This window comes from Streptomyces sp. NPDC050508 (assembly GCF_040655155.1).
Taxonomy (GTDB): domain Bacteria; phylum Actinomycetota; class Actinomycetes; order Streptomycetales; family Streptomycetaceae; genus Streptomyces.
Genome location: NZ_JBFAJJ010000004.1, coordinates 242,422 through 267,323, shown reverse-complemented (window position 1 = coordinate 267,323; position 24,902 = coordinate 242,422). Strand labels below are relative to the sequence as shown.

At 70.5% G+C, this 24,902-nt stretch carries 18 protein-coding genes; 12 read left to right on the top strand and 6 right to left on the bottom strand.

Going from position 1 to position 24,902, the window contains the following annotated elements; genetic code table 11:
* Positions 1 to 2 precede the first annotated feature (2 nt).
* Together AB0I69_RS13600 and AB0I69_RS13595 are read right to left on the bottom strand one after the other, a co-directional pair.
* Entirely contained in the window at positions 3 to 212 is a 210-nt protein-coding gene (locus AB0I69_RS13600) for a hypothetical protein (RefSeq protein WP_363095789.1), read from the bottom strand.
* Positions 213 to 272: 60 nt separating this feature from the next.
* Complete coding sequence (locus AB0I69_RS13595; protein ID WP_363095788.1) at positions 273 to 1,787, bottom strand: ferric reductase-like transmembrane domain-containing protein; 1,515 nt, start codon at positions 1,785 to 1,787, stop codon at positions 273 to 275.
* 258 nt (positions 1,788 to 2,045) lie between these two features.
* On the opposite strand from AB0I69_RS13595, the gene AB0I69_RS13590 reads away from it, so the two are divergent.
* Both AB0I69_RS13590 and AB0I69_RS13585 read left to right on the top strand, forming a co-directional pair.
* Entirely contained in the window at positions 2,046 to 2,741 is a 696-nt protein-coding gene (locus AB0I69_RS13590; RefSeq protein ID WP_363095787.1) for a response regulator transcription factor, read from the top strand.
* Between the two features lie 385 nt (positions 2,742 to 3,126).
* The gene (locus AB0I69_RS13585; protein WP_363095786.1) at positions 3,127 to 4,521 is read left to right on the top strand and encodes a HAMP domain-containing sensor histidine kinase; all 1,395 of its coding nucleotides are present in this window, start codon (positions 3,127 to 3,129) and stop codon (positions 4,519 to 4,521) included.
* Between the two features lie 75 nt (positions 4,522 to 4,596).
* Here the strand turns inward: AB0I69_RS13585 and AB0I69_RS13580 are convergent, their stop codons facing one another.
* Positions 4,597 to 7,260 carry an FAD/NAD(P)-binding protein gene (locus AB0I69_RS13580; protein WP_363095785.1) on the bottom strand — a complete coding sequence of 888 codons (2,664 nt, stop codon included), beginning with the start codon at positions 7,258 to 7,260 and terminating at the stop codon, positions 4,597 to 4,599.
* Between the two features lie 341 nt (positions 7,261 to 7,601).
* Here AB0I69_RS13580 and AB0I69_RS13575 point away from each other — a divergent pair, with 341 nt between their 5' ends.
* Positions 7,602 to 8,849: an Ig-like domain-containing protein gene (locus AB0I69_RS13575; protein WP_363095784.1), complete on the top strand. Its 1,248-nt coding sequence runs from the start codon at positions 7,602 to 7,604 to the stop codon at positions 8,847 to 8,849.
* Between the two features lie 191 nt (positions 8,850 to 9,040).
* The gene (locus tag AB0I69_RS13570; protein WP_363095783.1) at positions 9,041 to 10,444 is read left to right on the top strand and encodes a glycoside hydrolase family 16 protein; all 1,404 of its coding nucleotides are present in this window, start codon (positions 9,041 to 9,043) and stop codon (positions 10,442 to 10,444) included.
* Between the two features lie 28 nt (positions 10,445 to 10,472).
* Here AB0I69_RS13570 and AB0I69_RS13565 read toward each other — a convergent pair whose 3' ends face one another.
* Both AB0I69_RS13565 and AB0I69_RS13560 read right to left on the bottom strand, forming a co-directional pair.
* Entirely contained in the window at positions 10,473 to 11,582 is a 1,110-nt protein-coding gene (locus AB0I69_RS13565; RefSeq protein WP_363095782.1) for a hypothetical protein, read from the bottom strand.
* Positions 11,583 to 11,585: 3 nt separating this feature from the next.
* Entirely contained in the window at positions 11,586 to 12,485 is a 900-nt protein-coding gene (locus tag AB0I69_RS13560) for an AraC family transcriptional regulator (protein WP_363095781.1), read from the bottom strand.
* A 146-nt stretch (positions 12,486 to 12,631) separates the two neighbouring features.
* Here AB0I69_RS13560 and tkt point away from each other — a divergent pair, with 146 nt between their 5' ends.
* The 8 genes from tkt (at position 12,632) to AB0I69_RS13520 (ending at position 23,098) form a co-directional block, all read left to right on the top strand.
* Positions 12,632 to 14,707, top strand: coding sequence for a transketolase (tkt, locus tag AB0I69_RS13555; RefSeq protein ID WP_363095780.1), 2,076 nt, complete (start codon positions 12,632 to 12,634; stop codon positions 14,705 to 14,707).
* A 19-nt stretch (positions 14,708 to 14,726) separates the two neighbouring features.
* Positions 14,727 to 15,872: a transaldolase gene (tal, locus tag AB0I69_RS13550; RefSeq protein WP_363095779.1), complete on the top strand. Its 1,146-nt coding sequence runs from the start codon at positions 14,727 to 14,729 to the stop codon at positions 15,870 to 15,872.
* Positions 15,869 to 17,470, top strand: coding sequence for a glucose-6-phosphate dehydrogenase (zwf, locus tag AB0I69_RS13545; RefSeq protein ID WP_363095778.1), 1,602 nt, complete (start codon positions 15,869 to 15,871; stop codon positions 17,468 to 17,470). The genes tal and zwf overlap by 4 nt, the downstream gene beginning before the upstream one ends.
* Positions 17,467 to 18,402, top strand: coding sequence for a glucose-6-phosphate dehydrogenase assembly protein OpcA (gene opcA / locus AB0I69_RS13540; protein ID WP_363095777.1), 936 nt, complete (start codon positions 17,467 to 17,469; stop codon positions 18,400 to 18,402). Before zwf ends, opcA begins: the two co-directional genes overlap by 4 nt.
* Entirely contained in the window at positions 18,395 to 20,062 is a 1,668-nt protein-coding gene (gene pgi / locus AB0I69_RS13535; RefSeq protein ID WP_363095776.1) for a glucose-6-phosphate isomerase, read from the top strand. Before opcA ends, pgi begins: the two co-directional genes overlap by 8 nt.
* 1 nt (position 20,063) lies before the next feature.
* Complete coding sequence (gene gnd / locus AB0I69_RS13530) at positions 20,064 to 20,939, top strand: phosphogluconate dehydrogenase (NAD(+)-dependent, decarboxylating) (RefSeq protein ID WP_363095775.1); 876 nt, start codon at positions 20,064 to 20,066, stop codon at positions 20,937 to 20,939.
* Positions 20,940 to 20,946: 7 nt separating this feature from the next.
* Positions 20,947 to 21,534, top strand: coding sequence for a histidine phosphatase family protein (locus AB0I69_RS13525; RefSeq protein ID WP_363095774.1), 588 nt, complete (start codon positions 20,947 to 20,949; stop codon positions 21,532 to 21,534).
* A gap of 100 nt (positions 21,535 to 21,634) precedes the next feature.
* The gene (locus AB0I69_RS13520) at positions 21,635 to 23,098 is read left to right on the top strand and encodes a membrane-associated oxidoreductase (protein WP_363095773.1); all 1,464 of its coding nucleotides are present in this window, start codon (positions 21,635 to 21,637) and stop codon (positions 23,096 to 23,098) included.
* Here the strand turns inward: AB0I69_RS13520 and AB0I69_RS13515 are convergent.
* Positions 23,085 to 24,884 (bottom strand): TIM barrel protein, encoded by a 1,800-nt coding sequence (locus AB0I69_RS13515; protein ID WP_363095772.1) that lies wholly within the window; start codon positions 24,882 to 24,884, stop codon positions 23,085 to 23,087. The two genes, AB0I69_RS13520 and AB0I69_RS13515, sit on opposite strands and share 14 nt — an antisense overlap.
* Between the last annotated feature and the right edge of the window lie 18 nt (positions 24,885 to 24,902).

The following is a 24,902-nucleotide window of genomic DNA, read 5'->3' as shown; positions in this document are numbered from 1 at the left end:
AACTACTTGTTCTCACCGGGCTTTCCGACGTGGTCGCCGTCGCCGGAGGTGCCGTCCCCGGGTTTGGCCGAGGCGGTGGAGCCGGCGGCGGGCGGCATGTGGTCGCCGCCGTCTCCGGACTTGCCGGTCGCGCCGGAGGCGTTGAGCTGGAAGGCGAGGAGAAACGCGGCCACGGCGAGGGTGGCGGTGAACCAGAGGGTGATGCGTCGCACGGTGTGCTCCTGTCTGACGGGGTGGGGGCTGCTGGGGCGACGGGGGCCGCTGGAGGGCTGCTACCAGGCGAACTCTTCGGTATGGATGCTGTCGCGGTGCGCTCCGGCGCCGCGTGCGGCCTTGCGGACGGCGGTGATCCAGGCGGGCGGACCGCAGACGTAGACGTCCCGTTGGGCGATGTCGGGGACGAGGTTCCTGAGGGCCTGGGCGTCGTTGTCGAGGCGGGCGGAGCCGGTGGCCCGGCCGGGAGTGTTGGCGAAGTGGGCGGGAGCTGCGGCCTGCCGGGCGGGGTGGACCGGTCCATCGGACTGCCAGGGCGTGCCGTCGTGGTGCGCTGAACCGGCCGCCTGCCATGACCTGTCGGCGCGGCGCGGGCCCGGGAGGAGAATCAGCTCGACGCCGCGGTGGGTGGCGATTTCGCGGAGTTCGTCGGCGAACACGGCGTGCTCGTCGGCGCCGTAGCGATAGATGAGGGTGGCCTCGCCGGGGGCGTAGGGGGTGTCCTCGATCAGGGCGCGCATGGGGGTGATGCCGATTCCGGCGGCCATGAGGAGCATGCCGGGCCGGGTGCGGTGGCGGGCGGTGAGGGTGCCGTAGGGGCCCTCGATCAGGGCGCGGGTGCCGGGGGTGAGGCGGGCGGCGCGTTCGCTGCCGTCGCCCGCGGCCTTGATGGTGATGCGCAGCCGGTCGGGGGTGGGGGCGGCGGAGAGGGTGTAGGGGTTGCCGCGGGACCAGCCGGGGCCGTCGAGGAAGCGCCAGACGAAGAACTGGCCGGAGGCGGTTCGCATCCGGTCCAGGCGATGCCCCGTAAGCGTGACCGAGACCATACCGGGCGCTTCGGTGACCACGGACTTCACGCGCAGGCGGTGCCGGAAGGAGCGCCAGGCGGGCAGGGCCACGCGGTAGAGGAGCGTGGCGGCGAACGCGAAGCCGTACAGGCACCACCAGTAGACGCGGGTCCAGGTCTCGTGGAAGTCGGCGCCGTCGGTGAAGGTGTGCGGGAAGGTGGCCGCGATGCCGGCGTAGGAGTACAGGTGCAGCAGGTGCCAGGACTCGTAGCGCAGCCGGCGGCGGGCCGCCCGGACCGAGGTGACCACGACCATGATCAGCAGGAGCGTCCCCACGGTGGCGAACAGCATCCATGAGTCGGTGACGAACAGGCTCAGGAGTGCGTCCGGTATCGCCGTGGGTTCGCGAGTGGACCGTTCCACGGCGAACAGGGTGACATGGGCCGTCATCAGCCAGAACGAGGCGAAGCCGATCAGGCGGTGGCGGCGGGTGAGCAGGTCGTGGCCCCAGGAACGTTCCACCCAGGGGATCCGGGCGAGGAGGACGACCTGGAGGATCATCAGGTCGGAGGCCAGCAGGCCGGCGAGCAGGCCGAGGGAGCCGGTCGCCCGGTCGGAGCTGGTGAGGGAGACCGGGCCGCCCTGGTTCATCACCCACAGGGCGGCGACCGCGACCACGGAGAGGATCGCGAGCGCGCCGAGCGGGTCGGCGAGCGTGAACCGCCCGCCGCGGGGCCCGGCGGGCGGCTTGTGGTGCCCGCGGGGCAGGGTGGTGGACAGGGTCATCGGCGGGCTTCCTTCGTCGCAAGGTCCGGGGGTGCCCCGGTGGCCAGGGCGTGTGCTCACCCTTGCGACGCTCTTTGTGGCCGCCTTAAGAAACCCGGCGGACGGGAGCGGCGGGCGCGCCGCTGACCTGGGTCGACACCGGCTCGGTGGGAGGACGGGCCCGCGTGGTTCTTAGACTTCCTTGTCGTTCGCCGCCGATCCTGGGGGCAGGCGACGGTGCCCGTTCCGCGGGTGCCGGTGAGGAAGTCGAGGTGCTGCATGGCGGCGGTGGGCCGGAAGCCGGAGGTGCTGGTGGTCGACGACGATCCCGGCGTGCGCGCGGCCCTGGACCTGGGGCTCGGTCTTGAGGGCTTCACGGTCCGGCTGGCCGAGGACGGCGAGGCGGCACTGGACGAGGTCGCCGGCCGGCCGCCGTCGGTGATCGTCCTGGACGTGACGATGCCGGGCCTGTCCGGGGTCGAGGTGGTCCGTGCCCTGCGCGCCCAGGGCCGGACGCTCCCGGTGTGCATGCTCTCCGCCCGCGACGAGGTCGACGACCGAGTCACCGGGCTCGCGGCGGGCGCGGACGACTACGTCGTAAAACCGTTCTCCGTCGCGGAGTTGTCCGCTCGCCTGCACGCGATGGTGCGACTGCACGAGTCGACCACCGAGCGGTCCCTGGTCGTCGGCGATGTCGCGATCGAGCCCGCGCGCCGCGTGGCCTCCCGGGCCGGACGCGAACTCCGGCTCACCACCCGCGAGTTCGACCTGCTGCTCGCCCTCGCCCACCGGCCCGGCCAAGTCCTGTCCCGGGCCCAGCTGTTGGAGCAGGTCTGGGGATACACCTGGGACGTGGACACCAACGTGGTGGACGTGTTCATCGGCTACCTCCGCAAGAAACTGGAGGCCGACGGCGGCCCCCGGGTACTGCGAACCGTCCGCGGGATCGGCTTCGTCCTGCGTACTGGCCCGTGAGGGGGCTGCGGCGCGGCCCGCGCTCCGTTCACGGCCGTGGTCGTCCCTTGCACCGGTCCATGACGTGGCTGCCCCGCGGCCCACAGCCCCGGATCACGGCCCTGGGCGGCCGTATCCACCCGCCCCTGACGGGGCTGCCCCGCAACCCACACTCCCAGGCCACCGCCTTGGGCGGTCCTGCCCACCCGCCCATGACATGGCAGTCACGGGGCCTGTGCTCCGATCACGGTCGCGATCGTCCCGCGCACCGGCCCACGACGTGGCTGCCGCACGGCCCGCGCCCCCGGAACACGGCCACGGGCGGTGCCGCCCACCCGCCCATGACATGGCAGCCGCGCTGCCTACGCCCCCGGATCACCTCCGGAGTCCGCCCGTGGACCGGTCCATGACCTGGCTGCCGCGCAGCCTGCGCTCCCGGATCACGGCCGCTGTCGTCCTGCTGGTGACCGTCGTGGTCGCACTCGCCGGGCTGGTCATCGTCTCCCGGATCGACCATCGCGACCGCACCGACGTGGACCGTCAACTCGCCGCGCGCGCCGAGAAGGGTGACCAGGACGCCGACAAGCTCCGCGACCAGGGCAACCATCCGAGTACCGACGAGGAGAACGGGGACGACTACGGCGGTCTGCTGGCCGGCAGCCAGAGCCTGGTGCGGCTGATCTCCGGCGGGAAGGTGATCGCCCAGCACGGTGAGACGCCGACCGCCCCGCTCCCCGTGCCCACACGCGACGGCTACCGCACGATCGACACCGACGGGCAGACCTGGCGCTCACTCACCCGGTCCCTGAGCACCACCGGGGAGCGCCTCGAAGTCCTCCAGGACATCGACCCCATCGAACGGCGGCTGACGGACAACACCGCGATCGTCGCCGCCGTCACCCTCCTCGCCGCCCTCGCCACGGCCGGGGGCGTCTGGCTGCTCACCCGGATCATCCTCCAGCCGCTCGAACGCCTGCGGACCGGCGCCCTCGCGATCAGCGCGGACACGGCCGGGCCCCAACTCCCCGCCGTCACCCGCCCACAGGAGGTCGCGGACCTCTCCCACGCCCTGAACAGCATGCTGGACCAGTTGCGCGTCAGCATGGACTCCACCCGCCGTTTCACCGCCGACGCGGGCCACGAACTGCGCACCCCGCTCACCAGCCTCGGGGTCACCCTGGAGACCCTCCAGCGCAACCCCGACCTCCCCGCTCCCCAACGGGCCCGCGCCCTGGAGGCGATGGGCGCGGAGCACCGCCGTATCACCGCGCTCCTCACCGGTCTGCAGACCCTGGCCCGCGGCGACGCGCACGCCCTGCCCGAACGCACCCCTGTCGTACTGAGCGAACTCCTCGACGAGGCCGTCGCCCACGCGGCACACCGCCACCCCACCACCACCTACCGGCTGACGGCCAACTCCCCCGCGACCGTGCACGGTTGGCCCGTCGGCCTGCGCCTGGCCGTCGACAACCTCCTCGACAACGCGGCCCTCCACGGCCGCCCCGAAGGCACCGTGGACGTCCAACTCACCCACGACACCGACACAGTTCGGATCACCGTCGGCGATGACGGCCCCGGCATCCCCGCCGACCGACGCCAGGCCATGAAGGACCGGTTCACCCGCGGCGCCCGCACCCGCTCCCCCGGCTCAGGCCTCGGCCTCGCCCTCGTCGACCAGCAGGCCCACCTCCACCACGGCACACTCCACCTCGGCGCCGCCCCCGCCGGGGGCCTGGAGGCCACCCTCAGCCTCCCCTCGACACCCGAGGACGAGCCCCAGGAACGGTCCACTCCCGACTGACCACGACATCGCACACAGACACGGACACGTACCTACGACGGGACACACGTCCGGCGCCCACTCGTCCCACCCGTCTCACCCGGGCAACCCCGCCAACATCCGCCGATCCCGAGGCGCCGCCTTCCGGTCCAGCCGGGCGTCCAGCAACCGGCGTGCCGCGTCGCACCGCCCCGCCGACACCAGCGCGTACAGCAACGTCTCCTCGACGACCTCGCGTTGGGCCGCGCTGCCGCCCACCTTGCGCAGGACCGGCAGCAGTGCGTCGAGGCCGTGGGCGGCTTCGTGGAAGCGGTGTTCGACGAGCGCGGCGAAGGCGTCGCAGAGCGGGGCGATGACCTCGCGCTGCACCGGGTCGGCGCCCGCCGCGTGGTCGCGGAGGCGGCGCAGGGCGGGGAGGTCACCGGCGGCGGTTAGGGCCACCGCCGCGTGCAGGGCGGTGAACGCGGTCGCGGGCCGCTCCAGCACCTCACAGGCCACCGAATCCAGGAGGTCCGAAGTCGGCAGCTCCCCTTGCCAGTTGCCGCTGAGCCGGGCCCGCCACAGCAGGGACCCGGAGTCGACCAGTGCGCGCACCCCGGTCACCCGCCCCGGCGCCAACTGGGCGAACCAGCGCTTTCGTACGGCGGCCGGGTCGTCCAACGCGAGTTCGTGCAGGGCGATGTGCCAGGAGAAGTGGGCCCGGTGGACGGCGCCCCGGCCCTGCCCGGACACCCAGCCGTCGAGCCAGTCCCGGCCCGCCTCGTGGGCGCCGGACTCGTAGTGGACGTGGGCCAGCGCGTGCACGGCGTGGCCGGATGCGGGCTCAACTGCCAGGGCGCGGTGGGCGAGTTCGCCCGCCTCGTGCAGTCGGCCCTGTTCCTGGCGGAGGAACGCGAGCAGCGAGGTGTGGAACCAGTGCCCGTCGTAGGCGGGGGACGTGTGCTCGACGAGCCGTAGCGCGTAGTCGTCGTCCAGGTCGGTGACGCCGGAGAAGGCGATGGTGGGTACGGCGGCGGCGAGGGCGAGCGCATCGGCGGGGTGGGCGTCGAGGTGTCGTATCAACGCGCGGTCCCCGTCGGCGGATTGGACGCGGCGCGTGATCACGTCCACGAAGGAGCGTTCGCGTTCGTCGGCCCGTTCCTGTGCGGAGCGCTGGGCGTCGGCGAGCGCCCTGGGTACGTCGACGGCGGCCCCGCACTCGTGGCCGAGCAGCGCCAACGCCGCGTGTCCCAGGGCGAATCCGGGGTCCAGGGCGACCGCGCGGGCGAAGGCGTCCTCGGCTCCGGCGCGCACCTTGAGGACCCGGTCGAGCCCGTTGCGGTACGCGGTGGCGGCCTCGGCGTGGGTCGACAGCGGGAGTCCGAGTCCGTCGACAGGCCTGCGGCGGGCGGCGCGGCGTGCCGGTGGCACCAGCAACTGCTGAGCCAGGGCAGCGGCCTGGACGCGGATCTCGGGGATCGCGGTGGTCTCCCAGAGTTCGCCGCGCCTGGGGGCGCCGAGCGTGAACAGGGGCCGTGCGGAACGGCCTTGGGCGTCGAGGAGACGTCCGTCGCGGGTGGTCACCCCCATGCCGAGCGGGCCTGGCACGGCCGCCCCGCTCTCGAACAGGCCACGCCACAAAGGGTCTTCGAGCCGCTGCCCCGGTCCCGTGCAGTCCACCACCCAACCCACGCACACCGTACGGCCGTTGGAGAGCGTGACAACCAACTGCCCACCGGACTCCACCGCGTCGGCGATCGTGCCCGCATGCACCTGGAGGCGCCGGGCGGTGCGGGCCCGGGTCACCGACTCGGCGGTGGTGGGCGCCATGCGATGGCGGTGGGTGTTCCAGACGGCACCCTCGTGGGCGAGGAACTCCCCGCGTTCTTCGGGGGTGAGGCTGCGCCAGAGTCTCGTGGTGTGCGGGCGCATGCTGTCGAGTGCGGGGCGCCAGTCGCCGTGGGTGCGGACGGAGCGGCTGACGTGTCGGTAGACGGTTCGGCGCAGGCCGCTCAGTGTCAGGTCGCGGGGCCAGCTCGGCGCCTCCATCGCACCTGCCGGTCCCAACGCGTGCGGCTGCGGCAGGAGTCCGCTGCGGGAGACGGCGTGGACGGTGCGTTCGGGGCGGTCGAGGGTGAGGGCGAGGTCCACGGCGGTGAGGCCCGTGCCGACGAGGAGGATGTCGGCGGTGTCCTCGTGTACGGCGTCCAACGCCCCGGGTGTCCAGGGCGAGTTGACGAAGCGGGGCGAGGTGCGCAGCGCGGGCGGGGCCCAGGCGGCGGTCGGGGCGGCGGGGCCCGTGGCCAGGACGGCGCTGTCGGCGGTGAGGAGTCCCCCGTCGGCGAGGTGGAGTTCCACCGGGCCTTCGGGGGTGCCGGTACAGCTCTCCGCGCGGGTGCGCAGCCGGCGTACGGAGACCGTGCCCTGGGAGCGGACGACGGCCTGGGCGAGGGTGTCGGCGAGGTAGGCGCCGTAGCGGTAGCGGGTGGCGAAGTCGGTGCTGTTGACGGTGGGTTCGCCGTGCCGGCAGAGCCAGCGGGTGAAGTGGCCGGGGTCGTCGGGGTAGCAACTCATGCCGCCCGCCGGGACGTTGAGCCGGTGGCGTGGATCGGGGGTGGCGTAGGCGGTGCCGCGGCCGGCTTCCGGGGCCGGGTCGACGAGCACCAGGTCGAGGGGGGTCCGGCGGCGGGTGGCCGTCTCGCACAGCTGGACGGCGGTCAGGGTGCCTGCCGCTCCGGCTCCGACGATCGCCACGGTGGGCCGCTTGCGGACTTCGGTCACGAATACCTCCGGCGTGGTCTGCCGCGGAGCCGCCGAAGCGGAACTCCGCCTTCAGTTCCTTCCTCACTATTCCGACCGGACAGGTGGGGAAACCATGGCGGGACGGGGATCTCACCGGATACTCAGGGCACCGGTCGGCGCCTTCATACTCTGTTCACACTCGCGCGGCGTCCGGCAACCGTGGTTTCAGGCCTTCCTTCAGGCTCTCTTCACAGGAATCTCAGGTGGAGCCCCTGGGATTCAAAGATTCAATCCAGGGAAGTGGCGCAGGATGCAACGGCACTGGTGATCTCGTCGCGTACGGCCAGGGGGTGTGCGCGACATGCGGAGGAAGGCGTGCCGTGGGCGTGTCGCACATATCCAACCGGTCCGAGGAGAAGTCGGAGAGGTGGTCCCGTCGCGGGGTCCTCACCGTGCTCGGGGTGGTACCGGCCGCCGCCGTTCTGACCGGCTGCAGCGGCTCGGCGGGCGCCGCGGAGGGCTCGTCCTCCGGCGGTTCGTCGGCGACGGCGTCCGTGAAGGCCGCGAAGGCGCCGACCGTCACGGTCTCGCCCGCCGACGGCACCAAGAAGGCCGACTTCACGACCCCGGTCACGGTCAGCGTGGCCGACGGCACGCTCACCACCGTGAAGGTGACCGGCAACGACGGCTCCACGCTGGCCGGGACGTTCAACGACGCGAAGACGAAGTGGACGTCCGCGAAGAACCCGTACTCGGGCACGAAGTACACGGTCGCGGCGCAGGCACAGGGCGCCGCCGCGAAGACGGTGACCTTCACCACGAAATCACCCGGCGAGACCTTCGTCGGCTACTTCACCCCCGAGGCGAACTCCACCTCCGGAGTCGGCATGCCCGTGTCGATCAACTTCACCCACGCGGTCAAGGACCGGTCCAAAGTCCAGAAGGCGATCACGGTCACCGCCGAACCCGCCGTCGAGGTGGTCGGACACTGGTTCAGCGACACCCGGCTCGACTTCCGCCCCGAGACGTACTGGGCAGCCGGCACGAAGATCACCCTCAGCCTGCGCCTGAAGGACATCGAGGGCCAGGACGGTATCTATGGCGTCCAGTCCAAGGACGTCACCTTCACCATCGGCCGCGAGCAGATCAGCACGGTGGACCTGTCCAGCAAGGAGATGGTCGTCAAGCGGGACGGCAAGACCCTCGCCACCTACCCGGTCAGCGGCGGCAACGCCCAGCACACCACCTGGGCCGGGATCATGGTGATCAGCGAACGGTTCAAGCAGACCCGCATGGAGTCCTCCACGGTCGGGCTCGGCGACGAGTACGACATCTCCGACGTCCCGCACGCCCAGCGCCTCACGACCTCCGGCACCTTCGTGCACGGCAACTACTGGGCGTCCACCTCGGTGTTCGGCAGCGAGAACACCAGCCACGGCTGCGTGGGCCTGCACGACGCCAAGGGGGCCGACAACAGCTCCGTCGCGGGTTACAAGTTCTACGACAGCTCGATGCTCGGTGACGTGGTCATCGTGAAGAACTCCGGCGACAAGACCGTCGCGGCGGACAACGGCCTCAACGGCTGGAACCTGTCGTGGGCGGACTGGAAGGCAGGAAGCGCTCTCTGACCCCTCGGGGGCGACATCTCGGAAACCTCCCTCTTTCACCGTCTGAACTCCCGTACACCGAAAGTACTTTCACGGCTTCACCTCTTGACGGCCGGAGTGGCTGAGAGCACATTGACCGCGCACCCACTGCGTGAGAGCGCTCTCAACCAGCTGGGGCACCCGCATCCCCACTCCGTATCCGAGAGGCACCCATGAGTGAAACCTCCGGCACGCAGCGCAGACCCCGTCCCCTCAGGCGCGTCCTGATCGCCGTCCTCAGCACCCTCGGCCTGGCGGCCGCCACTGCCACGGCCTTCACCCTGCCCGCGAACGCGTCCGCGCCCACGCCCCCGTCGGGCTGGACTCAGGTCTTCCTGGACGACTTCAACGGCTCCGCGGGCACCGGTGTCTCCACCACCAACTGGCAGTACGACACCGGGACCTCGTACCCGGGCGGCGCCGCGAACTGGGGCACGGGCGAGGTCGAGTCGATGACCTCCTCCACCAACAACGTGGCACTCGACGGCAACGGCAACCTGCTGATCACCCCGCGCCGGGACGCCTCCGGCAACTGGACCTCGGGCCGTATCGAGACCAACCGCACCGACTTCCAGCCGCCGGCCGGCGGGAAGCTGCGCGTCGAGGCCCGTATCCAGATGCCGAACGTCACGGGCTCGTCGGCCCTCGGCTACTGGCCCGCCTTCTGGATGCTGGGCGCGCCGTACCGGGGCAACTACCAGAACTGGCCCAGCGTCGGCGAGTTGGACATCATGGAGAACGTCCAGGGTCTCAACACCGACTGGGCGACCATGCATTGCGGCACCAGTCCGGGCGGTCCCTGCAACGAGACGACCGGCATCGGCGGCAACACCGCCTGTACCGGGACCACTTGCCAGGCCGGCTTCCACACCTACGCCATGGAGTGGGACCGGTCCACGAGCCCCGAGCAGATCCGCTTCTACCTCGACGGCGTCAACTTCCACACCGTGAACGCCAGCCAGGTCGACGCCACCACCTGGGCCAACGCCACCAACCACGGCTTCTTCATCATCCTGAACGTGGCGATGGGCGGCGGCTTCCCGGCGGCGTACGGCGGCGGCCCGACCAGCGCCACCGACCCGAACCACCCGATGACGGTGGACTACGTCCAGGTGCTCCAGTCCACGGGCAGTGGGAGCGGTACCACGACCCCGCCGACCGGCAACCGGGACGCCTACAGCGCCATCCAGGCCGAGTCGTACGACAGCCAGTCCGGCACCATCGCCGAGACCACCACGGACACGGGCGGCGGCCAGGACATCGGCTCGATAGCCAACGGCGACTGGGCGCTCTACAAGGGCGTCAACTTCGGCTCCACGGCGGCCACCCAGTTCTACGGCCGGGTCGCGAGCGGTGCCGCGAGCGGGGTGAGCGGTCTGGTGCAGGTACGCCTGGACAGTCCGACCGCGACGCCGATCGGCAGCTTCTCGCTGGCCAACACCGGGGGCTGGCAGTCATGGCAGACGGTTCCGGCGAACATCAGCTCGGTCACCGGCACCCATGACGTCTATCTCACCTTCAGCAGCGGCCAGTCGGCCGACTTCGTGAACGTGAACTGGTTCGACTTCGGGCATTGATCCCGACTCGCCACGGGGGCAAGGGGCTTCACGCGTGCGCGTGGGGCCCCTGCTCCTTTCCCGCCGGCGCGATCATGCGGTGCATGACGGCCACGGGGAGGGCCGGATTCCGGGCGGCGTCCAGGGCGCTGCGCTCGTCGAGGAGCAGCGGCACCAGGGACGCCGAGGGCAGGGCCGGGTTTCGCCGGGCCGGGTGGTACACCTCCCAGGCGCTGTCCTGGGCCAGCCTGACCGCGGAATCGGGGGACAGTCGCCGGTCTTCCGCCGCGCGCCCTCGCACCTCGTTGTCGGGATCTCGGCTGAACCGTTCGACAAGGTCTGCGCTCGACGCGGGATCGTCGAGTGCGAGAAGGCGCAGGCGCGGCTGGGGGGCGTCGGCGAAGCGCAGCAGGCCGTCGCGGGGGAAGTTGGGGTGGTTGCGGGGGCGGCCGGGGAACGAGAAGCTGCCGGACCACCAGGTCCACACGTCGAGGAGCAGGTCCGCGGGGGCGTCGTCGCAGGACTCGGTGAGGAAGAGCCGCACGACTCGGTCCTCGTCGTGGGCCAGCAGGTCCACGACGTCGAGGGGAAGGTGTAGGGCGCGGGCCACGCTGCGGCGGATCAACAGGTTGGCGGATGAGGCCAGTTGCCTCATCGCGGCCGGGTCGTCGTGCAGGGCCGCGACCCACCACAGGGCGTAGCTGCGGTCGTCCGCCGTGATGTCGGGGACAGTCTCGGCCATGGCGGCGATCTCGGCCGGTGTGGCGGGCGGGCGGGAGTCGGGTGACGGCGGGCGGTTCACACCGACGCGCGCGCCGCGTCGTCGGCTGTCGTCCTGCTCCTCCGCCATCTCGGCCAGCACCCCGTGAAGGGCCAACTCGGCGGTGGCGGCCAGGAGTCGGTCCCACTGGTCGCGTGAGAGCCTCCCGCTCTCCGCGGCCCTCCCCCAGACACGTCTCGACGGATGGACCACGGCCGCATCCAGGACGCCGGCCGGAAGATCCGCACGGTACAGAAAGCTCGCTTCCCCTGCGTCGAAGAGGCTGACCAGCACCTCCGCCGGGGCGGCCGGGTTCAGGCCCAGACCCGACAGCCAGTCCCGGGCGACGCGCTCGGTGGGCCGGAAGCCCTCGGACAGCGCGGACCAGGCATCACTCATGCGTCACCGTAGCTCCGCCCGAAACCCCGCCGGCGTCAGATCCGTGTGCTGATGGAAGAACTTGGAGAAGTTCGCCGCGTCCGGGAAGCCAACTGCCGCCCCGACGCGGCCGATCGGCAGATCCGTGTGGGCCAACAGCCGCTTCGCCTCCAGGACGACCCGCTTGTCGATGAAGCCCTTGGGAGTCTCACCGGTCGCGGCCCGGACCGCGCGGACGAGGGTACGGCGGGAGTAGCCGAGGGCGTCGGCGTAGGCGCTGACGCTGTGGTTGGTGGCGAAGCCCTTCTCGACGGCGTCGCGGAAGAGCGTGAACGTCGTGTCGGCCTGTTGCCTGGCCGCCTCCGCCGAGCTGGCCGCGAGATGCGCGAGCCGTAGCAGGAACGCCGTCAGGGAGTGTCGTAGGACCGAGGTGTGCAGGCTCAGCGGGAGTGTCTCCGTGTCCTCGTACTCGCGTTGCAGCTGGGCGAGCGAGGACCGGAGAGCGGCGAGCCGGGGTTCGTCGGGGTGCAGCAGGGGCGGGAGGTCGTAGCGGTACAGGCCCGTCGCCTCGACCGTGGCGCGGGGCAGGAAGCCGGGCTGCATGGTCAGGACGGTGCCGTGGTACTCGTCGAACCGCGAGAAGCGGTGGACCTGGCCGGGGCGGATCCACAGGACGTCGCCCGCCGTCACCTCGTACTCGGCGAAGTCGATCATGTGGCGGACCGGGCCGCCGGAGAAGAGCATCACCACATGGAAGTCGATGCGGTGGACGCGGTGCAGGGGCGCGTCGGCGTGCCAGGTGCGGTCGGTGCCCATCGAGCCGACCTGCATGCCGACGCCGCAGACACTCAGATCGACAGGGAAGGGAAACGTTCTGATCACGTCGCCGTCACCGCCGACGTCTTGGATAGTTCTGTCCGTCATGTCCTTCTCGTGCCGCCTCAGCGTTGCTACCGGTGTCCCAGTTTCACCACAGGCTGGCACACCGGCACCTTCCCTCGTAAAAGTCAGACTTTTAGATTTGAAGACGTCCGAGCAGTTCTTCCGCTCTTACCGAGGACTTCTTGAAGATGAACGCGCACACACCTGACAGCTTCGAGTGGACCGATCTCGACCGCCGAGCCGTCGACACCGCCCGCGTTCTGGCCGCTGACGCGGTACAGAAGGTCGGCAACGGCCACCCCGGCACCGCGATGGCCCTGGCTCCGGCCGCGTACACGATCTTTCAGAAGGTGATGCGTCACGACCCCGCCGATCCCGAGTGGACCGGCCGTGACCGCTTCGTCCTCTCCCCCGGCCACACCTCGCTGACGCTGTACACGCAGCTGTACCTCGCCGGGTACGAGCTGGAGCTGGACGACCTGAAGGCGTTCCGGACGCACGGTTCGAAGACGCCTGGTCACCCCGAGTACGGGCACACGGCCGGTGTGGAGACCACGACAGGACCGCTCGGACAAGGTGTCGCCAACGCGGTGGGCATGGCCATGGCCGCCCGCTACGAGCGCGGCCTCTTCGACCCCGAGGCCCCCGCGGGCGAGTCGCCGTTCGACCACACCATCTGGGCGATCGTCTCCGACGGCGACCTGGAGGAGGGCATCTCCGCCGAGGCCTCCTCCCTCGCCGGCCACCAGAAGCTCGGCAACCTCGTCTTCGTCTACGACGACAACCACATCTCCATCGAGGGCGACACCGCGACCGCCTTCTCCGAGGACGTCCTGAAGCGGTACGAGGCCTACGGCTGGCACACCCAGCGCATCGAGCCCGCCGCCGACGGCGACATCGACCCCCACGCGCTGTACACGGCGCTGAAGACCGCGCAGGCCGAAACCGGGCGCCCCTCGATCATCGCGATGCGCACGATCATCGCTTGGCCCGCTCCAAACGCCCAGAACACCGAAGCCGCCCACGGCTCCGCGCTCGGCGCCGACGAGATCGCCGCCACGAAGCGCGTCCTCGGCTTCGACCCGGAGCAATCCTTCGAGGTCGCCGACGAGGTCATCGCCCACAGCCGCCGGGCCCTGGACCGGGGTGCCGAGGCGCACTCCGCCTGGGACAAGCAGCTCGACAAGTGGCGCGGCGCCCAGCCGGAGCGCGCGAAGCTCTTCGACCGGATCGTCGCCGGTCAGCTCCCCGAGGGCTGGGAGGACGCCCTCCCGGTGTTCGAGGCGGGCTCCTCCGTCGCCACCCGCGCCGCCTCCGGCAAGGTCCTCCAGGCGCTTGGACCGGTCCTGCCCGAGCTGTGGGGCGGCTCCGCGGACCTGGCCGGCTCGAACAACACCACCATCGACAAGACGTCGTCCTTCCTCCCGAAGGGCAACCCGCTGCCGGAGGCCGACCCGTACGGCCGTACGATCCACTTCGGTATTCGCGAGCACTCGATGGCGGCCGAGATGAACGGCATCGCCCTGCACGGCAACACCCGTGTCTACGGCGGCACCTTCCTGGTGTTCTCCGACTACATGCGCAACGCCGTCCGCCTCTCCGCGCTGATGCAGCTCCCGGTGACGTACGTCTGGACCCACGACTCCATCGGTCTCGGCGAGGACGGCCCCACCCACCAGCCGGTCGAGCACCTCGCCTCGCTGCGCGCCATCCCGGGCCTGAACATCGTCCGCCCCGCCGACGCCAACGAGACCGCCATCGCCTGGGCCGAGATCCTCAAGCGGCACGCCACGAAGCCCGCCCCGCACGGCCTCGCGCTGACCCGCCAGGGTGTGCCGACGTACGAGCCCAACTCCGATGCGGCGCGCGGCGGTTACGTCCTCAAGGACTCCTCCACCGAGACCCCGGACGTCGTCCTCATCGCGACCGGTTCCGAGGTCCACCTCGCCGTCGAGGCGCGGGAGCGGCTGGAGGCCGAGGGCGTGGGCACCCGGGTGGTGTCGATGCCGTCCGTGGAGTGGTTCGAGGAGCAGTCGCGCGAGTACCGCGACAGCGTCCTTCCGCCGTCCGTGAAGGCCCGCGTTGCGGTCGAGGCCGGGATCGGTCTCACGTGGTACCGGTTCGTGGGTGACGCAGGACGCATCGTCTCCCTCGAACACTTCGGCGCCTCCGCCGATGCCAAGACCCTGTTCGCCGAGTTCGGCTTCACCGCCGAGAACGTCGCCGCGACAGCCCGGGAATCCCTTGCCGCCGCCCGCGGTTGATCCGATCGCCAGAAAGAAGATGATCACAGTGACCGAAGTGACCGCCACCGCGGGAGCACTCAAGCGCCTGTCCGACGAGGGCGTCTCCATCTGGCTGGACGACCTGTCGCGCAAGCGGATCGAGTCCGGCAATCTCGCCGAACTCGTCGACACCAAGAACGTCGTCGGTGTCACCACCAACCCGTCCATCTTCCAGGCCGCCATCGGCTCCGGCGAGGGATACGAGGAGCAGCTCGCCGACCTCGCCGTGCGCAAGGTGACGGTCGAAGAGGCCGTACGGATGATGACCACCGCCGACGTCCGCGCCGCCGCCGACATCCTGCGCCCGGTGTACGAGGCGACCGGTGGCCAGGACGGCCGGGTGTCGATCGAGGTCGACCCGCGGCTCGCCCACAACACGGCGGCCACCATCGCCGAGGCCAAGCAGCTCTCCTGGCTGGTGGACCGTTCCAACGTGATGATCAAGATCCCGGCGACGAAGGCCGGTCTTCCGGCCATCACCGAGGTCATCGGCGAGGGCATCAGCGTGAACGTCACGCTGATCTTCTCCCTGGAGCGCTACCGCGAGGTCATGGACGCCTACCTGGCCGGCCTGGAGAAGGCACGCGCCGCGGGCATCGACCTGGCGACCATCCACTCCGTGGCCTCCTTCTTCGTCTCCCGCGTCGACTCCGAGATCGACAAGCGCCTGACGGCGCTCGCCACGGACGGGGCCCTCGCCCTCAAGGGCAAGGCGGCGCTAGCCAACGCGCGGCTCGCCTACGAGGCGTACGAGGACGTCTTCTCCTCGGACCGTTGGACCGTTCTCGCGGGTGCGAAGGCCAACAAGCAGCGCCCCCTGTGGGCCTCGACCGGCGTGAAGGACCCGTCGTACAAGGACACCCTGTACGTCGACGAGCTGGTCGCGCCCGGCACGGTCAACACCATGCCCGAGGCGACGCTGAACGCCACCGCCGACCACGGTGACATCCACGGCGACACGGTGACCGGCGGCTACGCCCAGGCGCGCGCCGACCTGGACGCCGTAGAGCGGCTCGGGATCTCGTACGACGTGGTCGTCAAGCAGTTGGAGGACGAGGGCGTCGCCAAGTTCGAGGTGGCCTGGCAGGACCTGCTGGACGCCGTCGCGCAGTCGCTGAGCAGCAAGGGGGTCGACGGGGAATGAGCGAGGAGCTTCCCGAAACGAAGACAGCGGAGAACGGGTCACTGACCGTCGAGGAACTCACCGACGCCCTCACCGCCGACTGGGACAACCCGCTGCGTGACCCCCGCGACCGCCGGCTCCCCCGTATCGCGGGCCCGTCCGGGCTGGTCATCTTCGGTGTCACCGGTGACCTGTCCCGCAAGAAGCTGATGCCGGCCGTCTACGACCTGGCGAACCGCGGCATGCTGCCGCCGGGCTTCTCCCTCGTCGGGTTCGCCCGGCGGGACTGGGAGGACCAGGACTTCGCGCAGGTGGTGCACGACTCGGTGCGCGAGCATTCCCGGACCGAGTTCCGCGAGGAGGTCTGGCAGCAGCTCGCCGAGGGCATGCGGTTCATCCCGGGTGACTTCGACGACGACACGGCGTTCAAGCAACTGCGCGCGGCTGTCGACGAGTTGGACGGATCCCGCGGTACCAGCGGCAACTACGCGTTCTATCTCTCCGTACCGCCGAAGTTCTTCCCGAAGGTCGTCCAGCAGCTGAAGAAGCACGGCCTCGCGAACTCCCCGGACGGTTCCTGGCGGCGCGCGGTCATCGAGAAGCCGTTCGGCCGTGACCTGAAGAGCGCGCGTGAGCTGAACAAGATCGTGCACGAGGTGTTCGACCCGGACCAGGTGTTCCGTATCGACCACTACCTCGGCAAGGAGACCGTCCAGAACATCCTGGCGCTGCGTTTCGCCAACCAGATGTACGAGCCCATCTGGAACCGGTCCTACGTCGACCACATCCAGATCACGATGGCCGAGGACATCGGCATCGGCGGGCGCGCCGGCTACTACGACGGCATCGGTTCGGCCCGTGACGTCATCCAGAACCACCTGCTCCAGCTGATGGCGCTGACCGCCATGGAGGAGCCGATCGCCTTCGACGAGGAGGCGCTGCTCACCGAGAAGCTGAAGGTGCTCAAGTCGGTGCGGCTGCCCCGGGAGCTGGGCGAGCACACGGTGTTCGGGCAGTACGCGGAGGGCTGGCAGGGCGGCGAGAAGGTCGTCGGCTACCTGGAGGAAGACGGCATCGACCCCAAGTCGAAGACCGACACCTACGCGGCCGTCAAGCTGGAGGTCGACAACCGCCGCTGGGCGGGCATCCCCTTCTACCTGCGCACCGGCAAGCGGCTCGGGCGGCGCGTGACGGAGATCGCGGTCGTCTTCAAGCGCGCCCCGCACTCCCCCTTCGACTCCAGCGCCACCGAGGAGTTGGGCCAGAACGCGATCGTCATCCGCGTCCAGCCCGACGAGGGCATGACCGTCCGGTTCGGCTCCAAGGTGCCGGGCACGTCGATGGAGATCAGGGACGTGTCCATGGACTTCGCCTACGGCGAGTCGTTCACGGAGTCGAGCCCGGAGGCGTACGAGCGGCTCATCCTGGACGTACTGCTCGGCGACGCCAACCTGTTCCCGCGCCACCAGGAAGTGGAAGAGTCCTGGAAGATCCTCGACCCGATCGAGGAGTACTGGGCGCAGAACGGCAAGCCCGCGCAGTACCCCTCGGGCAGTTGGGGTCCCGAGGAGGCGGACGAGATGCTCGCACGAGACGGACGGAGCTGGCGCAGGCCATGAAGATCGACCTGAGCGACACCACGGCAAGCAAGATCAACAAGGCGCTGGTGCAGGGTCGCCGCGACATCGGCACCCCTGCCGTGGGCATGGTCCTGACGATGGTCATCGTCACGGACGAGGAGAACGCCTACGACTCGATCAAGGCGGCCGAGGAGGCCTCGCACGAGCACCCCTCGCGCACCCTGGTCGTCATCAAGCGGCACGCCCGCACCCCGCGGGACCGTACCAATTCGCACCTCGACGCCGAGGTCCGGGTGGGCGCCGACGCCGGCACCGGCGAGACGGTCGTGCTGCGGACCTACGGCGAGGTGTCCGACCACGCCGACTCCGTGGTGCTGCCGCTGCTGCTGCCGGACGCGCCGGTCGTCGTGTGGTGGCCCGGGGACGCCCCCGAGATTCCGGCGAAGGACCCGCTGGGCGCCCTCGCGCAGCGCCGGATCACCGACCTGTACGCGGCGGTGAACCCCATCGAGGCCCTCAACGCCCGCGCCCACTCCTACGCGCCCGGCGACACCGACCTCGCCTGGACCCGGCTGACCCCGTGGCGCTCGATGCTGGCGGCGGCCCTCGACCAGGCCAAGTCGAAGATCACCTCGGGTGCCGTGGAGAGCGAGGCCGACAACCCCGCCGCCGAGCTGCTGGCCCGCTGGCTGGAGGCGCGGCTGAAGGTGAAGATCGACCGCGTGGTCACCGCCGGACCGGTCGTCACGGCCGTGCGCCTGGGTACCGCGGCCGGCGAGGTCGTCATCGACCGCCCCGACGGACCGCTTGCCACGCTGTCCCTGCCCGGGCAGCCCTCCCGCACCCTCGCGCTGAAGGTCCGCACGACCTCCGAACTGATCGCCGAGGAGCTGCGGCGCCTCGACGCCGACGAGATGTACGCCATCGCCCTCCGGGCCGAGGGCACCAAGGAGACCCCCCGTCATGTCTGACTCCCCCAAGCTCACCCGGCGACCGGAGTGGGCCGCGCTGGAGGACCACCGCGCGGGTCAACTGCACCCGCAGTTGCGTGAGTTGTTCGCGACGGACCCGGGGCGCGCGGAGCGGTACGTGGTCACCGTCGGCGATCTGCGCATCGACTACTCCAAGCACCTGATCACGGACGAGACCCTCGCCCTGCTCCAGGAACTGGCCACCGCCACCGGTGTGTTCGGCCTCCGGGACGCCATGTTCCGCGGCGAGAAGATCAACGTCACGGAGGACCGCGCGGTCCTGCACACCGCGCTGCGCGCCCCGCGCGACGCGGTCATCGAGGTCGACGGCGAGAACGTCGTGCCCCAAGTCCACGCCGTGCTCGACAAGATGGCCGCCTTCGCGAACCGCGTCCGCTCCGGCGAGTGGACCGGCCACACGGGCCGTCGTATCCGCAACGTCGTCAACATCGGCATCGGTGGCTCGGACCTGGGTCCGGCGATGGCGTACGAGGCGCTCCGCGCGTTCACCGACCGCTCGTTGACGGTCCGCTTCGTGTCGAACGTGGACGGCGCCGACCTGCACGAGGCGGTCCGCGACCTGGACCCGGCGGAGACGTTGTTCATCGTCGCGTCGAAGACGTTCACCACGATCGAGACGATCACCAACGCAACGTCTGCCCGGACATGGCTCCTTGAGGGTCTCGGCGGTGACGACAAGGCCGTGGCGATGCACTTCGTGGCGCTGTCGACGAACGCCGGGAAGGTGTCGGACTTCGGCATCGACACGGACAACATGTTCGAGTTCTGGGACTGGGTCGGCGGCCGTTACTCGTACGACTCGGCGATCGGGCTGTCGCTGATGATCGCCATCGGGCCCGACCGCTTCCGGGAGATGCTCGACGGCTTCCACCTCGTCGACGAGCACTTCCGCACCGCACCCGCCGAGTCCAACGCACCTTTGCTGCTCGGCCTGTTGGGTGTCTGGTACGGCAACTTCTTCGACGCCCAGTCGCACGCCGTACTGCCGTACTCGCACTATCTCTCCAAGTTCACCGCCTACTTGCAGCAGCTGGACATGGAGTCCAACGGCAAGTCGGTGGACCGGGACGGGAATCCGGTGGAGTGGCAGACCGGGCCGGTGGTCTGGGGCACGCCCGGGACCAATGGCCAGCACGCCTACTACCAACTCATCCACCAGGGCACGAAGTTGATCCCGGCGGACTTCATCGGCTTCGTCAACCCGGTCGCCGAGTTGAGTGACGGGCTCAAGGCGCAGCACGACCTGCTGATGGCCAACTTCTTCGCCCAGACACAGGCGTTGGCGTTCGGCAAGACGCCGGACGAGGTCCGGGCCGAGGGTGTGCCCGAGGAGCTGGTGCCGCACAAGACGTTCAAGGGCAACCACCCCACGACCACGATCCTGGCCCGCGAGCTGACCCCGTCGGTGCTCGGACAGCTCATCGCGCTCTACGAGCACAAGGTGTTCGTACAGGGCGCCGTCTGGAACATCGACTCCTTCGACCAGTGGGGCGTGGAGTTGGGCAAGGTCCTCGCCAAGCGCGTCGAACCCGCCCTCACCGAAGGCGCGGACGTGCCCGGGCTCGACCCCTCCACCGCCGCGCTCGTGGCCACCTACCGGACTCTCCGTAATTCCCAGGATTCTCAGGAAGTGAACTGACATGCAGCTCGGACTGATCGGCCTCGGCAAGATGGGCGGCAACATGCGCGAGCGGATCCGCCGCGCGGGCCACACCGTCATCGGCTACGACCGCAACCCCGAGATCTCCGACGTGAGCGACCTGGCCGAACTGGTCAGCAAGCTCGAAGCCCCGCGCACGGTCTGGGTGATGGTCCCGGCCGGTGCCCCGACCCAGTCGGTCGTCGACGAGCTGGGCGACCTGCTCCAGGCCGGCGACACGGTGGTCGACGGCGGCAACTCCCGCTGGACGGACGACGAGAAGCACGCCGAGGAGCTGGGTGCCAAGGGCATCGGCTTCGTCGACGCGGGTGTCTCCGGCGGTGTGTGGGGCCTGAAGAACGGCTACGCCCTGATGGTCGGCGGCGACGCCGAGAACATCGCGAAGGTCCAGCCGATCTTCGACGCCCTCAAGCCGGAGGGCGAGTTCGGCTTCGTGCACGCCGGCAAGGTGGGCGCGGGCCACTTCTCGAAGATGGTTCACAACGGCATCGAGTACGCCATGATGCAGGCGTACGCCGAGGGTTGGGAGCTGCTGGAGAAGGTCCACTCCGTCACGGACGTGCGCGAGGTGTTCCGCTCCTGGCAGGAGGGCACCGTCATCCGCTCGTGGCTGCTCGACCTCGCGGTCAACGCCCTTGACGGTGACGAGCACTTGGACAAGCTGCGGGGCTTCGCGGAGGACTCCGGCGAGGGCCGGTGGACCGTCGAGGCGGCCATCGACAACGCGGTGCCGCTGCCCGCGATCACGGCCTCCCTCTTCGCGCGGTTCGCGTCGCGCCAGGACGACTCGCCGCAGATGAAGATGATCGCGGCGCTGCGCAACCAGTTCGGCGGTCACGCCGTCGAGTCCAAGTAGGCGCGCCGTGGGGGATCTTCTGCTGGTCCGCCACGGCGAGACGGAGTGGAGCGTGTCGGGCCAGCACACCAGCTGGACCGACCTGCCCCTCACCCAGCACGGCGAGGAACAGGCCAAGTCCCTCGCTCCGCTCCTCTCGGGCCGGACCTTCGCTCTCGCACTCACCAGCCCGCTCGGCCGCGCGATACGCACCGCCGAACTCGCGGGCATCACCGGGGCCGTACCCGACCCCGACCTGCACGAGTGGGACTACGGCGCCTACGAGGGCGTCACCACCGTCGACATCCACCAAGCCCGCCCCGACTGGTACTTGTGGACCGACGGGGTGCCGCCGGGCCCGGCCGGACACCCCGGTGAGTCCCCGGACCGGATCAGCGCCCGGGCCGACCAGGTGCTGAAGCGGGTGGACGCGGCGCTCGGGGACGGTGACGTGATCCTCGTGGCCCACGCCCACTTCCTGCGTGTCCTCACGGCCCGCCGACTGGGCCTGACGGCGGCGGACGGCCGCCTGTTCCAACTGGCGACCGGCACGGTCAGCCGCCTCTCCACCGAGCACGACCGCCCGGTCATCGCGGAGTGGAACACCCGACCGTAACAACGGCACAACTCACCGGCCCGGCCCGCGCGTTGACGTGCGGTCCGGGCCGTTGTCGTCCCCTGTGCCCACGGCCTCCGCGCGGCTAGAGTCCCGCTTGATGGAGATCAACGATCTGACACCGGCCGAGGAACAGGTGTGGCGGGCGTTCCCGCTGGGCGAGTCCGTGGACTTCCGTACGGCGGAGGACGAGGACGTGGCCCTCGGCGACGACTGGGGACCCGAACGGACCGTCCGCGCCGAGGTGTTGCGGGCCCTGCTGCTCAACGTGCCGCAGGAAGCGGGCGAGATACCGTCGCTGAGCCTGGCGGGCGCCCGGATCAGCGGCAGGCTCGATCTGCAGTACGCGACGATCGACCCCCCGGTCCGGCTGCGGTACTGCCACTTCGACGAAGTGCCTCGCCTCTACGCCTGCCGACTCCGCGAACTCAACCTCGGCGACTCCGTCCTGCCCGGGCTGACCGCCCACGCGATGCGGGTGGACGGCGTGCTGCGGCTGACCCGGGCCCGGTTCCGCGGAGTGGTGCGGCTGGCCGGGGCGAAGGTCGCCGGGAGCCTGTTCATGGAGGGCTCGGAGATCATCGCTCCGGACGCCGAGGAGCCGGTGCTCCAGCTCAACCAGGCGGCCGTCGGCGACGATCTCCGTGCGGCCGGGCTGCGCACGCGAGGTCAGATACGGCTCAGCGGGGCGAGTGTCGCCGGGTCGGTCAACCTCAACACGGCCCAGCTCTCCAACCCCGGAGACTCCGCCGTCGACGCCGAGATCCTCACCGTGGAGGGCAACGTCCTCGTCCGGGAGGCCCGCGTGGACGGCTGGATCGGTCTGCGCGGAGCCCGGATCGCGGGTCGGCTCGACCTGTCGTACACGACCCTGTCAAACCCCGGCGGCCAGGCGCTGCTGGCGAGCAGCACCACCATGGGGGAACTCTGGCTGCGCCAGAGCCCGCCCGCCCAGGGCGGTGTCGTACTGCGAAGTGCCCAGATCGACGTCCTGCTGCTGGAGCCGGAAGTGCTGCCGGACCAGGTCTTCCTCACCAGCTTCGCCTACACCTCCCTCATCCCCCACGAGCCCGCCGAGCGCCGGCTGACCATGCTGGAACGCGACGGCGACGGCTATGTCCCGCACGCCTACGAGCAGTTGGCCGCCGCCTACCGCCGGATCGGCGACGACGGCGCCGCCCGCCGCGTCCAACTCGCCAAGCAGCGCCGCCTGCGCGGCACCCACCCCTGGTACGGGCGCGTGTGGGGCTACGTCCAGGACGCCACCGTCGGCTACGGCTTCCGCCCGCTGCGCGCCTGCGGCTGGCTCCTGTCGCTGCTGGCCATCGGCTCCCTGGCCTACGGCCTGCACCACCCGCACGCCCTCAAGGCGTCCGAGGCCCCGCACTTCAACCCGGTGTTCTACACCCTCGACCTGCTGCTGCCGGTGATCTCCTTCGGCCAGGAGGAGGCGTTCGCGCCGGACGGCGGGTATCAGTACCTCGCCTACGCCCTGATCATCACCGGCTGGATCCTGGCCACGACGGTCGTCACCGGCGTGACCAGGACCGTCAGCCGCCAGTGAGGCGCTTCGCCGTGTGCTGGGCGGCCAGCCGCACGGGCGCGTTCTGGGCGCCGTAACCGCGGTAGCCCGGCTCCCGCTGGACCAGTTCGAAGAAGACCCGCCCGACCGTCCGGGTGTAGCAGTGCCGGAACTCGCCGCCCGCGTCCCGGTCGTAGAGGATGCCGAGGTCCTGGTACGTCTCCAACTCGCCCTCGGTGAAGTCGAATCGGGCCGCGAGGTCGTCGTAGTAGTTCGCGGGCATGCGCAGGAGTTGCCCGCCGGAGTCGCGGAAACGGCGGGCCGCGGCGACCACGTCCTCGGTGGCGAGGGCGATGTGCTGGGCGGGGGCGCCGTGCTCGGTCGGGGCCGCGCCGACGCTCAGGGCGATACGGACGCTGCCGTCGGGGTTGGTGACGGCGCGGCTGCGCAGCAGGCCGTAGGGGTCGGCGACGTCGACGCTCTCCTGCGCCTGGAGCCCGAGGACGCTGCGGTGGAAGAGCGTTGCCTCGTCGAAGTGGTGCCAGGGTTGGGTGAGGGCCAGGTGGTCGATGCGCTGGACGCCTGTCCCTGCGGGCAGTTGACCGGTGGTGTCGGTGAAGTCGGCCCGCCAGCCCGGGTGTTCGGGGGTGGTGCGGGCGCAGAAGAAGAGTTCCGTGCCGTCCGGTGCGGCCACGGCGTCGAGTTGGGCGTCCGCAAGTGTGCGGCGGCGGGGCAGGACGGGCGCGAGGAGGGCTTCGGCGCGGCGGGCCGCGCCCTCCGGGTCGGGTGATTCCAGGCCGATCGCAGCGAGGGCGGTGCCGTCCCGTCGTAGGGCGGAGCCGGTGTTGACCAGGATGCGGGCCTCGCCCTGCTGCCACAGGTCCACCGGTTTGCCGTGGTGGCGGGCCGTGCGGGCGAAGCCGAGGGCGCCGAGCAGGGCCGAGACGGGTTCCGCGTCGGGGGTGACGAGTTCGGCGAAGGCGATGCCCGTGGGGACGACGGGAGTTGGGGGTTCCAGTACGCCGACCGTCTCCTGCAGGACCAGCAGGGAGCGTTGGGCGTCGACCGCTGTCGGGCCGGCTTCCGCCTGCCGGAACACGTCGTTGAAGACCTCCAGCGAGAGCGGGCCGTCGTAGCCGGCGGTCAGGACGTGCCGTACCAGTCCGGCGACGTCGAAGCCGCCCTGGCCCGGGAAGCAGCGGTAGTGGCGGCTCCACTGCAGGACGTCCATGGCGAGCAGCGGGGCGTCGGCGAGCTGGAGGAAGAAGATCTTCTCGCCGGGGATGTCTTCTATGCCCTTGGGGTCCGAGCCGCGCGACAGGATGTGGAAACTGTCGAGGCAGGTGCCGAGTGCCGGGTGGCCGGCCGCCTCGACGATGCGCCAGGCGTGGTCGTACGTGCTGACGTGCCGTCCCCAGGCGAGTGCCTCGTAGGCGACGCGGACGCCGAACTCCTGTGCCAGGTCCGCTAGTTGGCTCAGCTGGGCGGCGGCGAGCGCGTCGTCGTCCTCGGCGAGGGGAGAGACGCTGGAGCAGACGAGGACGGTGTCGGTGCCGAGCCTGCGCATCAGCTCGAACTTGTGGCGGGCGCGGCGCAGATTGCGGGCGAACTCGGCCTCGGGCACCGCCTCGATGTCCCGCATCGGATGGTAGAGGTCGATGGTCAGGCCGAGGTCGGCGCACCTGGCGCGGATCTCCTCGGGCGTGAGGGGGCTGGCGAGCAGGTCGTTCTCGAAGATCTCGACACCGTCGAAGCCGGCCCGGGAGGCGGCGGTGAGTTTCTCGGTGAGGGAGCCGCTGAGGGAGACGGTGGCGATGGACGTGCGCATCGGGGTACCTCTCAATGT